This is a genomic window from Hominifimenecus sp. rT4P-3 (assembly GCF_051055405.1).
Taxonomy (GTDB): domain Bacteria; phylum Bacillota; class Clostridia; order Lachnospirales; family Lachnospiraceae; genus Pseudolachnospira.
On the sequence record NZ_CP167068.1, the window covers coordinates 2073292 to 2087952 of the forward strand.

13 protein-coding genes and 2 other annotated features are annotated in these 14661 nt (G+C 48.3%); of the genes, 5 read left to right on the plus strand and 8 right to left on the minus strand.

Features of this window, described 5'->3' with window-relative positions; translation table 11 throughout:
* Positions 1-10: 10 nt before the first annotated feature.
* Positions 11-1237, minus strand: coding sequence for a tyrosine--tRNA ligase (gene tyrS / locus ACCC71_RS09655; protein WP_434309420.1), 1227 nt, complete (start codon positions 1235-1237; stop codon positions 11-13).
* Positions 1238-1260: 23 nt separating this feature from the next.
* Positions 1261-1416, minus strand: coding sequence for a hypothetical protein (locus tag ACCC71_RS09660; RefSeq protein WP_434309421.1), 156 nt, complete (start codon positions 1414-1416; stop codon positions 1261-1263).
* Positions 1417-1904: 488 nt separating this feature from the next.
* Positions 1905-2157, minus strand: a binding site (T-box leader).
* A gap of 172 nt (positions 2158-2329) precedes the next feature.
* Between ACCC71_RS09660 and ACCC71_RS09665 the strand changes: the two genes are divergently transcribed.
* Positions 2330-3247, plus strand: coding sequence for a DUF1848 domain-containing protein (locus ACCC71_RS09665; RefSeq protein WP_434309422.1), 918 nt, complete (start codon positions 2330-2332; stop codon positions 3245-3247).
* Between the two features lie 73 nt (positions 3248-3320).
* Here ACCC71_RS09665 and ACCC71_RS09670 read toward each other — a convergent pair whose 3' ends face one another.
* Both ACCC71_RS09670 and asnB read right to left on the minus strand, forming a co-directional pair.
* Positions 3321-4241: an AEC family transporter gene (locus ACCC71_RS09670; RefSeq protein ID WP_434309423.1), complete on the minus strand. Its 921-nt coding sequence runs from the start codon at positions 4239-4241 to the stop codon at positions 3321-3323.
* Between the two features lie 92 nt (positions 4242-4333).
* Positions 4334-5917 (minus strand): asparagine synthase B, encoded by a 1584-nt coding sequence (gene asnB / locus ACCC71_RS09675; protein ID WP_434309424.1) that lies wholly within the window; start codon positions 5915-5917, stop codon positions 4334-4336.
* Between the two features lie 55 nt (positions 5918-5972).
* Positions 5973-6218, minus strand: a binding site (T-box leader).
* A gap of 265 nt (positions 6219-6483) precedes the next feature.
* Here asnB and ACCC71_RS09680 point away from each other — a divergent pair.
* The gene (locus ACCC71_RS09680) at positions 6484-7803 is read left to right on the plus strand and encodes an MATE family efflux transporter (protein ID WP_434311836.1); all 1320 of its coding nucleotides are present in this window, start codon (positions 6484-6486) and stop codon (positions 7801-7803) included.
* 116 nt (positions 7804-7919) lie between these two features.
* Here ACCC71_RS09680 and ACCC71_RS09685 read toward each other — a convergent pair whose 3' ends face one another.
* The 4 genes from ACCC71_RS09685 to argC form a co-directional block, all read right to left on the minus strand.
* Positions 7920-9110 (minus strand): aspartate aminotransferase family protein, encoded by a 1191-nt coding sequence (locus ACCC71_RS09685; RefSeq protein ID WP_434309425.1) that lies wholly within the window; start codon positions 9108-9110, stop codon positions 7920-7922.
* Positions 9107-9985, minus strand: coding sequence for an acetylglutamate kinase (gene argB, locus ACCC71_RS09690; RefSeq protein WP_434309426.1), 879 nt, complete (start codon positions 9983-9985; stop codon positions 9107-9109). Before argB ends, ACCC71_RS09685 begins: the two co-directional genes overlap by 4 nt.
* A 10-nt stretch (positions 9986-9995) precedes the next feature.
* A complete protein-coding gene (argJ, locus tag ACCC71_RS09695; protein WP_434309427.1) occupies positions 9996-11216 on the minus strand; it encodes a bifunctional glutamate N-acetyltransferase/amino-acid acetyltransferase ArgJ in 1221 nt (406 codons plus the stop codon).
* A gap of 135 nt (positions 11217-11351) precedes the next feature.
* Positions 11352-12392 (minus strand): N-acetyl-gamma-glutamyl-phosphate reductase, encoded by a 1041-nt coding sequence (gene argC / locus ACCC71_RS09700; RefSeq protein WP_434309428.1) that lies wholly within the window; start codon positions 12390-12392, stop codon positions 11352-11354.
* Between the two features lie 246 nt (positions 12393-12638).
* On the opposite strand from argC, the gene ACCC71_RS09705 reads away from it, so the two are divergent.
* The 3 genes from ACCC71_RS09705 to ACCC71_RS09715 all read left to right on the plus strand — a co-directional run bounded on the left by ACCC71_RS09705 (position 12639) and on the right by ACCC71_RS09715 (position 14650).
* Positions 12639-13859 (plus strand): argininosuccinate synthase, encoded by a 1221-nt coding sequence (locus ACCC71_RS09705; protein ID WP_434309429.1) that lies wholly within the window; start codon positions 12639-12641, stop codon positions 13857-13859.
* Between the two features lie 268 nt (positions 13860-14127).
* On the plus strand, positions 14128-14430 hold the full coding sequence (locus tag ACCC71_RS09710; protein ID WP_434309430.1) for a DUF6442 family protein: 303 nt from the start codon (positions 14128-14130) through the stop codon (positions 14428-14430).
* 10 nt (positions 14431-14440) lie between these two features.
* Positions 14441-14650 (plus strand): helix-turn-helix transcriptional regulator, encoded by a 210-nt coding sequence (locus ACCC71_RS09715; protein ID WP_434309431.1) that lies wholly within the window; start codon positions 14441-14443, stop codon positions 14648-14650.
* Positions 14651-14661 lie beyond the last annotated feature (11 nt).

Consider the following 14661-nt stretch of genomic DNA (forward strand, 5'->3'; position numbering starts at 1 on the left):
TTGACCATCCTTACGCTTTGTAGATTACTTTGCGGAAATTTTTCTTTCCCTTTTTCACCATAATTCCGTCTTTCAGCTCGTCCGCAGTGAAGGCTTTCCGGATATCCAGGATCTTCTCTCCTTCTACCGTTACGCCGCCCTGCTCTACGGCTCTCCTAGCTTCCGATTTCGTAGGCACCAACTCCGCCTTTTGCAACATCGCCAAAATATCAATAGTTCCATCTACCAGATCTTCCGCTCCCAGCTCAGTGGTCGGAATATTGGCGGCGTCCCCGCCGCCTACAAACAAAGCCTTGGCAGCGCTTTCCGCTTTCTTTGCTTCCTCCTCGCCATGAACCAAGCTGGTCAGTGAGAATGCCAGAATCTCTTTGGCTGTATTCAACTGGCTTCCCTCCCAGCGATCCATCTCGTCGATCTGCTCCAAAGGCAGGAAGGTCAGCATCCGCAGGCATTTCAATACATCGGCATCCGCAACATTTCTCCAATATTGATAAAACTCATAAGGAGTGGTTTTATTGGGATCCAGCCAAACAGCCCCTGACTGAGTTTTACCCATTTTTTTGCCCTCGGAATTTAAAAGCAGGGTGATGGTCATGGCATAGGCGTCTTTTCCCAGTTTGCGGCGAATCAATTCGGTGCCTCCCAGCATGTTGCTCCACTGATCGTCGCCGCCAAACTGCATGTTGCATCCATATTTCTGGTAAAGAGCATAGAAATCATAGCTCTGCATGATCATATAGTTAAACTCTAAAAAGCTCAATCCCTTTTCCATCCGCTGCTTGTAACATTCCGCCGTCAGCATCCGGTTCACACTAAAGCAGGCGCCGACCTCCCGGAGAAGTTCCACATAATTCAGATCTAACAGCCAATCCGCGTTATTTACCATCAGCGCTTTTCCTTCGGAAAAGTCGATAAAGCGGCTCATCTGCTTTTTAAAGCATTCGCAGTTGTGTTGGATGGTCTCCACCGTCATCATCTGGCGCATATCGGTCCGACCAGACGGGTCTCCGACCATACCGGTACCGCCGCCGATCAGGGCAATGGGACGGTTTCCCGCCTCCTGCAGCCGTTTCATCAGGCAAAGCGCCATAAAGTGGCCGACGTGGAGGCTGTCGGCCGTCGGGTCAAAGCCGATGTAAAAGGTCGCCTTTCCATTGTTCACCAATTCACGGATTTCTGTTTCATCTGTGACCTGGGCGATCAGGCCACGGGCTTGCAGTTCTTCATAAATTTTCATCTTCTCATTCTCCTATTTTTTCCTTAAAAAAGAATTTCGCTCTGCGAAATTCTCGCGCCGAGCGTGGCCACCATCGGCGGCATCTTCCTTTCACGCTCGTGCGCATCCCTAGCGGAGCGCTTTCTTACTATGAAAGCCGATTGCTTCGTCCTTCGGACTTTCGCAATCTCCTCTTTCATTTTCTGCCTCCTTCGGCTTCCTTTTTATGAAAGCCGATTGCTTCCTTTTTATGAAAGCCGATTGCTTCCTTTTTATGAAAGCCGATTGCTTCGTCCTTCGGACTTTCGCAATCTCCTCCCCATATTCGCAATCCGGGCTAACGCCCTACTTGCTCATATGGGTCAGCCCGTCCGATACCCGTCCGGGGGCTTTCATCAAAAAAGAATTTCGCTCTGCGAAATTCTCGCGCCGAGCGTGGCCGCCATCGGCGGCATCTTCCTTTCACGCTCGTGCGCATCCCTAGCGGAGCGCTTTCTTACTATGAAAGCCGATTGCTTCGTCCTTCGGACTCCCGCAATCTCCTCCCCATATTCGCAATCCGGGCTAACGCCCTACTTGCTCATATGGGTCAGCCCGTCCGATATCCGTATGAAGAGCCATGCAAGCATGTCTCTTCATACGGCTGCCGTCCGGGGGCTTTCATAATAAATAAAAACCCCCGTCCTTCGGAAAGGACGAGGGTTGCGCTCGTGGTACCACCTTACTTCGCCGCCTGTTCACACAAACGGCCTTACTGAGTACATCGGATCTCTCCAAGATACTCCGGCGCTGTAACGCGCGCCCCGCGGCTCAGCCTACTTGATCTCCGTTCGGTGAGCAGCTCAAGGATGTATTCACAAAAATGGTCTCCCGCGCCTCTCATCCACCGACTGCTTTCTGTTGGTCCTGTTTTTGCTACTAGTTCCTATCATCGCTCTTTTATGCAGTTATGAAGTCATTATAACAGGCTTTTCTTATTTGTCAAGTTTTAAAAAACGCTTGACATAGAATTCTCTTTGCGGTAATACAAAGTCAGCTATATACAAAAAACATCCCCTGACCACCAAAGAACTTTTTTGATACGTCAGAGTATGAACTCAAGGAGATATCAAAATGATTATCAATACCGGAGGACGGACAGATACCGTTCAATATTACACCGATTGGCTGCTGCGCCGCTTTTCCGAGGGCTATGTCCTGACTCGCAATCCGCTGTTTCCTCATAAGGTTAGCCGCTATGAACTGACTCCAGACAAGGTGGACTGCATTGTGTTCTGTTCCAAAAACTACAAGCCCATACTCCCCCGCCTCCATGAGATTACCGATCGCTTCAATACCTATTTTCACTATACGATCACCGCTTACGGCAAAGATATCGAGCCGGGCGTCCCCTCCATTGAGGAAAGTATCAAAACTCTAATTGAGCTGTCAGAACAAGTTGAACGAAAGCGTGTCGCCTGGAGATATGACTCCGTATTACTGACAAAAGAGTACACGATCCAGCGACACTTAGAAACTTTTGAGCGCATGGCGCAGGTAATTGCTCCCTATATAGACCGCTGCATTTTTAGCTTTGTAGAAATGTATAAAAAGCTGGAAACCAATATGCCAGAGATTCTTCTGTTCTCCCAGCAAGATATGGATACTTTGGCTGAGGGATTTGGCGCAATTGCCCAAAAATATGGGTTTCCCATTCAAACCTGCGGGACGAACGGCGATTTTACCCGCTATGGCATTCATTCCTCCGGCTGCATGACGTTGGACATTCTGGGTCATGCCAATGACATCATATTCAAAGATTTAAAACATAAGGGGATGCGGCAAGGCTGCCATTGTATAGAAAGTCGGGATATCGGGGCTTACGATACCTGCATGAACGGCTGCAAATACTGCTATGCCAATAAAAATCCTCGAAAAGCGTTTGAAAACTTTAAGTATCATGATCCAGCCTCTCCGCTGCTTCTTGGCGCCATAAAGCCAGAAGATACCATAATTGAGGGAGTGCAGAAGTCTTTTAGAAAGGGAAATTGACAATAGGGCTGATTGAAAAATCTGCAAGAAAATCCCCTGTCAAAAGAAACAAAATACAATATTTACGCCCTTGTCAATGGAAGGTACCGCCCTGCAATAAAATAGAAAACAGCGGAATCGTTACGAGAGAAAGCAGAGTAGAAACACAAACCAACTTCGAAGCATACTCTGTATCCTGGTCGTACTTTTTCGCCAGCATCGCTGTAGTGCTTCCCGCCGGCATCGCCGCAGTGAGCACGGTCACGCCGACTGTCATTTTATCCGCCTGGAAGATATACAGAACCGCCAGAAAGAAAAAGGGCAAAGCCAACAGACGAATCAAGCTGTAATACAGAACCGACCAATCAAAAACCTTTCGCAGCTCTACTTTGCCCAAAATACATCCTACCATTATCATCGACAGGGACGTCGTACATCTGCTAAGTCCCAATGTCGTTTGTTCCAAAGCTGCCGGCAGGCTCCACCCTGTCCCCATAAAGAGAAAGCCCAGAAAAACAGCTAAAATACATGGGTGCAAAGCTAATGTCCGCACCATCGACTTCCGATCGGTTTCTGTGAAAAGGGATAGTCCTGCCGTCCACATAGCCACACGAGTAGGGATCAGGGCGATCGACGCATACACCAGCGCCTCCGCCCCCATCACTGCCTCGATGATTGGAAGACCGATAAATGCCGAATTCGTGCAGATAGTTGCATACTTCATCAAAAGAGCTCTGCCTCGTTCGAACCTTCTATACAAAAATCGATTCACGAAGAGGTAACAAAACTGCATGGCCGTCGCTACAATCCCTACCACCGCTGTCTTTTTGATGAGCTCCGCCGTCATTTCAATGCTGAGAAAAGAACGGAAAATCGTGCATGGAAGAAGCACATATAAAATGATATCTACCATCTGTTTCTGGGTTGTATCATTCACCCAATTCTTTCTCGTCAGAAAAAAGCCAATGGCTACCAGCAAAAAAATTTGTATCTGCAGATCAATAATCGTCTTCATCCCTTTTCGTAACCTGCCTCTTCTATCCACGCATCCGGCAGGCGCCTCCTATATTTTTCACTATAACATAGGAACGAAAAGAAAGCCACTGCTTATTTTCCACTTTCTCCATAGTTTTTCAATACTCTGGCGCTGGGATCGTCCACATCGCACCCTTCCCAGGAACGGTTCGGCATCCAGAAATCCGGAACCATTTTCGCCTGGCCAGGATAATATTTTTCAAAAATTTCCCGGTAAAGCAGACTTTCCTTGGTAAAGGGCTGGGCGAACGTATATTTTTTCCGCAGCGTCTCAAACTCTTGATCCGTATAAAGGCTTTCCGCGTATTCCTTCAAATCGTCTACCATGCTGTGACCGACCGCATCGCTGAACGCCGCCTTTTCCCTCCAAAGAATCTCCTCCGGCAGCCATTCCCCCTCTTCAAAGGCTTTCCGAAGCAAATATTTTCCTTTTCCATACTTGTTCATCTTCTTTTCCGGATCAATCGCCATCACATAGCGCACAAAGTTCAAATCTCCGAAAGGAACGCGGGCTTCCAAGCTGTTGTCGCCGAGACAGCGGTCCGCCCGAAGCACATCGTAGAAATAAAGCTCTCGCAGCCGCTTTTCCGCTTCCTCCTGAAACGCCTGTGCGCTCGGCGCAAAATCCGTATATTTATATCCAAACAATTCATCGGATATCTCGCCGGTCAACAGTACGCGGATATCCGTGTTTTCATGAATATACTTGCAGACCAGATACATTCCCATACTGGCGCGCGTTGTCGTGATATCATAAGTACCCAGCGCCGCGATCACGGTCTCCAAAGATTCCAGCACCTGTTCTTTGGTCATAATCACTTCCGTGTGTTCAGCGCCCAAATAATCCGCCACCTGCTTAGCGTATTTCAGATCAATGGCATCCACATCCATGCCAATGGCAAAGGTACGAATCGGTTTTCCCAAAAGCCGTGCGGCAATGGCGCAAACCAGGCTGGAATCTAAACCGCCGGAAAGTAAAAATCCCATCGGGGCATCCGCGTCCAGGCGCTTTTCCACACCTGCGATCAGCTTTTCCCGAATCGTCTTTGTGATCGTAGGTAAATCCTCATGATGATACTGTTCCACCGATGCGATATCTGCATAGCGGACAAATTCTCCATCGCAGTAATAGCAGCCGGGCGGGAAGGGGAATACTTCTTTTACCCACCCAACCAGGCACTTTGCCTCACTGGCAAATGCGATACAGCCGCTTTCCGAATACCCATAAAACAGAGGACGAATTCCAATCGGATCTCTGGCTGCAATCACGCGGCCCGACTTAGCCTCATAAATCAAGCAGGCAAATTCTGCGTCCAGATGGCGGAACATTTCCAGGTCATACTCCTGAAGCAAGGGAAGCAGAAGTTCACAATCCGACTCGCTGTGAAACTCATAACCCTCCTCTTCCAACTCTTTTTTCATGGTACGAAAACCATACAATTCTCCGTTGCAGACGACCCAGCTGCCATCTCTTTCAAAAGGCTGCATCCCATCGTCCGATAAATCCATGATAGCCAAACGATCAAATCCAATCGCGCCAAATTCCGTCTCCACCAGCTTCTGATCATCCGGCCCGCGCCGCACCGTGCGCAGGAGATACTCCCGCAGCGTATCTACTGAAATGTCATGACCAACGTAACCAAAAATTGCACACATAATATTTCCTCTCTTTCCGGGAATCAAAAAGGCAGCTCCTCGTCCCCAAACATTCATTCAGGACGAATAGCTGCCTATCCGCGGTGCCACCTAAATTGCCGCCCTGCCGGCCGGCCTCCTTTTCGCGTTCGCCTTTGAAACGCTAGCTCTATAACGGAAGCATCCCGTCTCCCCTACTCCCTTTCGGTTTCAGTTTGAAGCTCCGGAGTGTTCTTTCCGGCAATCCCTGGTACGGGGCTCTCACCATCCCCCGCTCTCTGAAACAGCAGACTGCTTTACTTTTCTCCATCGTCGCTTTTAATTTTTTCACATACTAGCACAGATTTTGACCAGTGTCAATAGCTTTTTTTATTTTATTCTGGAAAATTCCGAAGTTAAAAAACGGGATTGAAGAAAAGAAGAAAAAGTAGTACCATAGTATCATATGAAACTGTCCTGATGCCTAACGGCATCGTTACCGGAAATGAAAGCCAGCGGCTTCATACTTTTCATTTATTGAGGAAAACATCTTGGAAAACGAACAAAAAACGATTCTTTTTGAACAAACACCGATCCCGAAGGCTGTTATGACTTTGGCCGTCCCGACTATTCTCAGTTCTTTGGTCATGGTTTTATACAACCTTGCCGACACGTACTTTGTTGGTATTCTCAATGATTCCATTCAAAATGCCGCCGTCACGCTGGCCGCCCCGATTCTTTTAGCCTTTAATGCGGTCAACAACCTGTTTGGCGTCGGCAGCTCCAGCATGATGAGCCGGGCTCTTGGCCGGAAAGATTTTGATGCCGTTTCCCGCAGTTCCGCCTTCGGATTTTACTGCTCCATCCTTTTTGGTCTTTTATTTTCCATTCTTTTTACTGTATTCCAGCAGCCGCTGCTGATCTTGCTGGGTGCAAATACGAATACGCTAGCCGCCACCGCGGCTTACGCCAAATGGACGGTTAGCTTTGGAGCTGTCCCCGCGATTCTAAACGTAGTCCTCGCCTATCTGGTCCGCGCGGAAGGGTCCGCGCTGAATGCCAGTATCGGAACGATGAGCGGCTGTTTTTTAAATATCCTACTGGATCCGTTCTTTATTCTTCCATGGGGACTCAACATGGGTGCGGAAGGCGCGGGGCTTGCCACGTTCCTTTCCAACTGCGTGGCCTGCCTTTATTTCTTTGTCTTCCTGTATATCAAAAGAAAAAGCACATACGTCTGTATTCGGCCCCGCATGTTCAGCCTGAAAAAATCCATTCTGATCGGAGTATGCAGCGTCGGTATCCCAGCTTCTATCCAGAATCTGCTCAACGTGACCGGCATGACCATTTTAAATAACTTCACCTCTTCCTTCGGCTCCGACGCCGTCGCTGCCATGGGGATTGCGCAAAAAATTAATATGGTGCCCTTCCACATCGCCCTGGGGCTATCCCAGGGAATTATGCCTCTGATCAGCTACAATTACGCCAGCGGCAATACCCGCCGCATGAAAAAAACATTCCTCTTTGCGGCAAAGCTTTCTATTTCTTTCCTGGCTCTAGTTGCTCTTGTTTATTATATCGGAGCTGAGGAGCTGACCCGCATGTTTATGAAAAATGAGCAAATCGTTGCCTATGGTTCCAGCTTCTTACGGGGCTTATGTCTCGCTTTGCCATTTCTTTGTATGGATTTTCTGGCCGTTGGCGTTTTCCAGGCAACTGGCATGGGAAAAAATTCTTTCATTTTTGCCGTTCTTCGAAAAATTGTGCTGGAAATTCCCGCATTGCTGCTTTTAAACGCCCTATTCCCCTTGTATGGACTCGCTTACGCCCAGTTTTCTGCGGAGTTCATACTCTCCATCGCCGCTGTCTTTGTCTTGATTCGCCTTTTCCGGCGATGCCAGCCTTACGACAGGACGCTTCCGCTCTGACACCAAAAAAGCGGTTTCCGCCATAAAACGGAAACCGCTTTTTTCTTTCACTTTCTTTTATCGAAACAGATATTTTTGGTTAACAAGGAGCCTTCTTCTGATATCCGTCCGTCCCATCACAAAAGTTCCTGTAAAACCGGCTCTAAAATTGCCAGCATATCATCCACATCCTGCTCTGTGATAATCAAAGGGGGAACAAACCGCAAAATATTGGTTCCCGCGTTGATTAAAATCAGCCCGCGCTTCTGCGCCTCCACGATGATATCTCCAACTGGAATCGAAAACTCCAAGCCATGGATCAATCCAACTCCGCGATGCGCTACAATCTTCTCGTATTTTTCCGCCAATGCGGTCAGCTTTTGATCCAGATAGGCCCCGACTTTCTGAACATTCTCTACAATGTGCATGGACTGATACAGATCAAGTACTTTACTGGCAGCCGCGCCAACCAGCGGATTTCCACCGTAAGTGGTGCCGTGATCGCCAGGCTTTAATGCCGACGCTTTTTCATTGCAGAGAAAAGCGCCAACGGGAACGCCGCATCCCAGAGCTTTTGCTACAGTCATCACGTCCGGCAATACGCCGTAACGCTGGCAGGCAAACATCGTACCAGTCCGCCCCATGCCGCACTGAATCTCATCAAAAATCAAAAGGATGTCTTTCTCATCACAGAGAGCCCGCAATCCTCTCAGGAATTCCTCCGTGGCAGGATAGATTCCACCCTCTCCCTGAACCGGTTCTACAATAATCGCGCAGGTTTTTTCTGTCACCTGGGCTTTCACGCTCTCCAAATCGTTAAAATCAGCAAACCGAATGCCAGAGATCAAAGGCTTAAACGGGTCCTGATAATGGGCGTTTCCCGTCACAGACAAAGCGCCAAGACTACGTCCATGGAACGAATGATTCATCGCAATGATTTCATGGCCATTCCAGCCGTCCCGGTCGTAGGCATACCGGAGCGCGGTCTTTAACGCCCCCTCGATGGACTCGGTTCCGCTGTTGGTGAAAAACACCTTTTGCATGCCGGAGGCTTCCACCAATTTTCTTGCCGCCTCCACCGAAGGCTCATTGTAAAAATAGTTGGAGCAATGGATCAGCCGGTCCACCTGAGCTTTGATCGCTTCATTGAATTCCTTGTTGTTATAGCCAAGGGCAAATACCGCGATTCCAGCGCAGAAATCCAGATATTTTTTTCCTTCCGAATCGTACAAATACACGCCTTCCCCGTGGTCCAGAACCAGAGGATAGCGGTTATAGGTATGAAGCAAATATTTTTCTCCCTGCTCCATGACTTCCTGCTTATTCATCCCTTTGTCTCCTTATCATTGATAATCACCGTGCCGATTCCTCGATTGGTGAAAAACTCCAGCAGCAAGCTGTGGGGCAGACGGCCGTCCAAAATATGTACTCGCTCTACGCCGTCCCGCAAAGCAGCAATGCAATTTTGCAGTTTTGGAATCATACCGCCGCTGGCGCCGCCGCTGGCAATAAACTCTTCCGCTTCATGAACCTGCATGGAGTGAATAAAAGAACTCTTATCCGAAAAGTCCCGGTACACGCCCTCGGTATCCGTCAAAAATGCCAGCTTATTGGCATGCAGGGCCGAAGCCACCGCGCAGGCCGCGTCGTCGGCATTGATATTGTAAGAATCAAAATTATCATCATAACCAATCGGACAGATGATCGGAAGAAAATCTTTTTCCAGTAAATCGAAAATGATCTTCGGATTTACTTCAGTAATCTCCCCAACGAATCCAATATCCTCTCCATCTGAATACCGCTTTTTTACCTTCAGCAGACCGCCATCCTTACCGCTGATGCCCACTGCATGAACGCCCAGAGATTCCACTTTTTGGACAAGGCTTTTATTCACCCGATTTAACACCATCTCCGCAATTTCCATGGTCGCCTCGTCTGTGACCCGCAGACCATTGACAAAGCGGGGCTCCATACCGGACCGTTTCACCCATTTGCTGATGTCTTTTCCGCCGCCATGAACGATCACTGGCTTAAATCCCACCAATTTTAACAAGACTACGTCTTTGATCACGTCCTCTTTTAAATGGTCGTCCAGCATAGCGCTGCCGCCGTATTTGACTACGACCACCTTCCGGTTAAATTTCTGAATATATGGCAGAGCCTCCACCAAGACCTCCGCCTTGTGCATAATCGCTTCTTCCATTCTCTCCTCCTTAACTGCGATAGTCCGCGTTAATCGACACGTATTCATGGGTCAAATCGCATCCCCAAGCCGTAGCGGCGGCCTCGCCCAATTTCAAATCAGCAATCGCCGTCACCGCAGGCTCGGACAAAATCTTGGTCGCAACCTCTTCGCTATAATCCGTCGCAGTTCCATTCTCCACAATTTTCAGCTTTCCCGCCGCGCTCTCAAAATAAAGATCCACGATCTCCGGTTCAAAATCAGCGCCCGAATATCCCATGGCGCAGAGAATCCGTCCCCAATTGGCGTCATGGCCATAGATGGCTGCCTTTGTCAGATTCGAAGTAGCTACAGATTTGCTGAGAATTTTGGCCTGTTCCTTACTTTTTGCATGGATCACCTTGACCTCAAAAAGTGCCGTCGCACCCTCTCCATCCCCGGCGATTTTCTTACAAAGTTCCTCCATCACATAGTGAAAAGCTTCCAGAAAGGCTTGATAGTCCGCCCCATCCGAAGTAATCGTTGGGCAGCCGGAAGCGCCGTTCGCCAGCACCAAAACCGTGTCGTTGGTGGAGGTATCTCCGTCCACAGAAATCATATTAAAGGTATCTTCCACGTCGGAACTCAACGCTTTTTGAAGCATTTCCTTACTGATCGATACATCGGTGGTCAAAAAGCAAAGCATCGTACACATATCCGGGTGAATCATGCCAGAGCCCTTGCACATGCCGGCCACAGTCACGGTTTTTCCGCCAATTTCCGTCTGCACGGCAACCTCTTTCGAGACCGTGTCGGTAGTCATAATCGCTTCTGCCGCCAAACGGGCCGCCTCTCTCGTATCCGCCATCTGTTCTTTCAACTGTTTGATGCCGGGCAGCAATTTGTCCATCGGAAGCTGCGGTCCGATCACGCCGGTGGAAGCTACAAAAACGCCTTCCGCCGCAATGCCAAATACGCTTGCTGCCTCCGACGCCGTCTCGGCGCAGTGCTGCATGCCCTCTTCCCCAGTACACGCATTGGCAATTCCACTATTGACGATCACCGCCTGACATTTCGCGCCGCTGTCCACCACCTGTTTATCCCATTTCACCGGCGCCGCTTTTACCAGATTTCTCGTAAACACACCGGCAGATTCACACGGAATCTCACTGAAAACAACGGCCATATCCTTCTTTTCTTTTTTGATGCCCGCCTTTATGCCAGCGGCAAAAAAGCCCTTCGGAGCAGTAACCCCTCCGTCTAATATGTTCATAGAAAACCTTCTCCTTGATTTTTATACAAATTTTTCTTATTTTTATTCATCCAAATGTAATCGGCCCAACCATATCGCCTATCATTTTCGCAGATATCGATCGAATCCATTTGTTTTCTATAACTCCCCTTCACTTTACGGGAACATTGGGGGTTGTGTCAAGCCCAAATTTTCCGGAAAGCCAAACATCAAATTCATATTTTGAACTGCCTGACCTGCCGCTCCTTTGACTACATTATCCAAAGCGCCCATGGCAACGATACGCTTTGTTCTCTCATCGATCTGGAAACCAATATCAACAAAGTTACTTCCTTCTACCCAACGAGTCTCCGCGCAGACGCCGGCTCCCAGCAAACGGATGAAGTATTCCGCTCCATAGTATTTCTCATAGGCTTTCTGAATCTCTTCTTTTGTCGCCGGTTTTGTCAGGTTTGCATAAGCGGTAACCAGAATCCCCCGGTTCATCGGCACCAAGTGAGGAGTAAAATTCAAAAGTACCGGCTGACCGCAGGCATAGCCCAACTGTTCCTCGATTTCCGGCGTATGCCGGTGGGTCGTAACTCCATAAGCCTTTATATTCTCGTTAACCTCGCAGTAAAGATTCGCTACCTTCGCGCCGCGTCCCGCTCCCGACGTCCCCGATTTCGCATCAATGATAATGGAATTGGGATCGACCAGACCTTCCTTTACCAAAGGATAAAGAGTCAAGATCGAACAGGTGGTATAACATCCTGGATTTGCCAATAAACGCGCGCCACGAATCTGTTCCCGGTTGATTTCGCAAAGTCCATATACCGCTTCCGGCAGATATTGCGGGCTTTTATGCTCCAGCTTATACCATTTTTCATAAACTGCCACGTCTTTCAAACGGAAATCTGCGCTAAGGTCGATGATTTTTGTTTTGGACAAAATCTCATCGTTCATCATTGAAGCGCAAAATCCCTGGGGCGTCGCAGTAAAAATCACGTCGGCCTCCTTAGCCAATTCTTCCATATTGTCATCGAGACATTGGTCGTCCACAATTCGAAACAGATTTCTATAAATAGAAGAAAATCTTTCTCCAATATAACTCCTGGAACCATACCAGCAGATCTCTACTTCCGGATGTTGCACTAGTAAACGCACCAGCTCGGCTCCTGCATAACCGGTGGAACCAATAATTCCTGCTTTTACCATCTCATATCCTGCCTTCCTTTTGCATAATAATAAATATGCGGCCATTATACATCTTTTTAAATTTTTATGCAAGTTTTTTTATAAAAATACTTGCAAATTTTTCCGTACTGGTGTATACTTTCCGCAGACATCAAAGAGAAACAAATTTCTGCATATTTATGCTTTATTATGCAAAGCCTGTTCACACAAAATAATGCGTTTACAGGCGCTTATTGCAGAAAATTAGGAAAGGAAGGTTCCCCTATCATGAAAGACAAAGTAATTTTAGCGTATTCCGGCGGACTTGACACCACCGCCATCATTCCGTGGCTGAAAGAAAACTATGACTATGACGTCGTTTGCTGCTGCATCGACGTTGGCCAGGGAAATGAACTGGACGGCCTGGAGGAGCGCGCAAAACTCTCCGGCGCTGCTAAGCTTTACATACTGGACGTCATCGACGAGTTCTGCGACGATTATGTGATGCCTTGCGTACAGGCCAATGCCGTTTATGAAAACAAATATCTGCTCGGCACGGCGATGGCCCGCCCGCTGATCGCGAAAAAGCTGGTGGAGATCGCCCGCAAAGAGGGCGCTGTCGCGATCTGCCACGGCGCTACCGGAAAAGGAAACGATCAGGTCCGTTTTGAGCTTGGCATCAAGGCCCTGGCTCCGGATCTGCAGATCATTGCTCCTTGGCGCTGCAATGAGACTTGGAAAATGCAGTCCCGTGAAGAAGAAATCGCTTACTGCGAAGCCCACGGCATCCATCTTCCCTTCTCCGCCGACAGCAGCTACAGCCGTGACCGTAACCTGTGGCATATCAGCCATGAGGGACTGGAATTGGAAGACCCGGCCAATGAGCCCAACTTTGAGCATCTGCTGGTTTTAGGCGTAACGCCGGAGAAAGCCCCCGACGAAGGCGAATATGTAACTCTGACCTTTGAAAAGGGTATTCCCACCAGCTTAAACGGCCAGGCGATGAAGGTATCTGAGATTATCACCAAATTGAACGAACTGGGCGGCAAACACGGCATCGGTATCATTGATATTGTAGAAAACCGTGTAGTTGGCATCAAATCCCGCGGCGTCTATGAGACTCCTGGCGGAACGATTTTGATGGAGGCCCACCAGCAGCTGGAAGAATTGGTTTTAGACCGCGCCATCTATGAGACCAAGAAAGATCTCGGCAACAAATTTGCCCAGATCGTCTACGAGGGAAAATGGTTTACCCCTCTGCGTGAAGCAATTCAGGCCTTCATGGATAAGACGGAAGAAGACATTACCGGCGAAGTGAAATTCAAACTGTATAAAGGAAACATCATCAAAGCCGGCACCAAAGCGCCGTTCTCCCTGTACAGCGAATCTCTTGCTTCCTTTACCACCGGCGAGCTCTATGACCATCATGACGCCGAAGGCTTCATCAATCTGTTTGGCCTGCCGCTGCGGGTACGCGCCATGAAGAAAGCGGCGTTAGAGAAAAAATAAGCAACTGGTTTTATAACAACAAACAGGCTCTTTCCGAATCATGGCGGAGAGAGCCTTTTTATTTCATAGGAAATTTCCTATGAAATAAAAAAGCTCCGCTAAAGACCGCATTGCAGCGCAGCGCAAGTCCTTTAGGGCGGCAGGACAGCAAAGCCCACGGCAGGCGGAGAATTTCGTCAAGCGATTTTTTCGATTGACAAGTAAACTTGGCAGTGCTATTCTATATCTGACAAGTAAACTTGGCATTTCCCAGTAGGAGGTAGTGATCATGGACAAAGAAACCATTCTAAAAAAAGCGCAGAAAGAAACGGATGAAATGGCTATACAGATACGGGATAAATCCATCAAATATACATATCTTGTTCTTGTGTTAAGCGCCGCCGTTTTCTCCTTTATTCGGGGATTACACGATCAGCCAATCATGGATCTTTGCGCTACCGTTAGCTACTCCGTTGCTGCCGGACGTCTGTACTGCTTTATCAAAGCAAAGGAAAAATCTGATTTACTGATTGCAATCGTTATGCTAACCATCGCCATTGCCGCTACCATTCGATTTGCCATGGGACATTGAGGGTATGCAAATGGATGATCAGTTAGTACTTAAAAACCACTTGAAAGAAGCCCGCGGCGAAAAAGGGTGGTCTCAGACGCAGTTAGCAGAAATGGTTGGCGTATCTCGAAACACGATCAGCTCCATAGAAACCGGTCAGTTTAACCCCACGGCAAAGCTGGCTTTGGTTTTGTGCGTCGCCTTGGATAAGAAGTTCGAGGAATTGTTCTATTTTGACTAAATTTCCCCTCC

What these genes read in the sequence shown, in the direction of transcription:
- tyrS (WP_434309420.1), bottom strand. Translation starts at nt 1,237, where the DNA reads ATGAAAATTTATGAAGAACTGCAAGCCCGTGGCCTGATCGCCCAGGTC.
- ACCC71_RS09660 (WP_434309421.1), bottom strand. Translation starts at nt 1,416, where the DNA reads ATGAAAGAGGAGATTGCGAAAGTCCGAAGGACGAAGCAATCGGCTTTC.
- ACCC71_RS09665 (WP_434309422.1), top strand. Translation starts at nt 2,330, where the DNA reads ATGATTATCAATACCGGAGGACGGACAGATACCGTTCAATATTACACC.
- ACCC71_RS09670 (WP_434309423.1), bottom strand. Translation starts at nt 4,241, where the DNA reads ATGAAGACGATTATTGATCTGCAGATACAAATTTTTTTGCTGGTAGCC.
- asnB (WP_434309424.1), bottom strand. Translation starts at nt 5,917, where the DNA reads ATGTGTGCAATTTTTGGTTACGTTGGTCATGACATTTCAGTAGATACG.
- ACCC71_RS09680 (WP_434311836.1), top strand. Translation starts at nt 6,484, where the DNA reads ATGACTTTGGCCGTCCCGACTATTCTCAGTTCTTTGGTCATGGTTTTA.
- ACCC71_RS09685 (WP_434309425.1), bottom strand. Translation starts at nt 9,110, where the DNA reads ATGAATAAGCAGGAAGTCATGGAGCAGGGAGAAAAATATTTGCTTCAT.
- argB (WP_434309426.1), bottom strand. Translation starts at nt 9,985, where the DNA reads ATGGAAGAAGCGATTATGCACAAGGCGGAGGTCTTGGTGGAGGCTCTG.
- argJ (WP_434309427.1), bottom strand. Translation starts at nt 11,216, where the DNA reads ATGAACATATTAGACGGAGGGGTTACTGCTCCGAAGGGCTTTTTTGCC.
- argC (WP_434309428.1), bottom strand. Translation starts at nt 12,392, where the DNA reads ATGGTAAAAGCAGGAATTATTGGTTCCACCGGTTATGCAGGAGCCGAG.
- ACCC71_RS09705 (WP_434309429.1), top strand. Translation starts at nt 12,639, where the DNA reads ATGAAAGACAAAGTAATTTTAGCGTATTCCGGCGGACTTGACACCACC.
- ACCC71_RS09710 (WP_434309430.1), top strand. Translation starts at nt 14,128, where the DNA reads ATGGACAAAGAAACCATTCTAAAAAAAGCGCAGAAAGAAACGGATGAA.
- ACCC71_RS09715 (WP_434309431.1), top strand. Translation starts at nt 14,441, where the DNA reads ATGGATGATCAGTTAGTACTTAAAAACCACTTGAAAGAAGCCCGCGGC.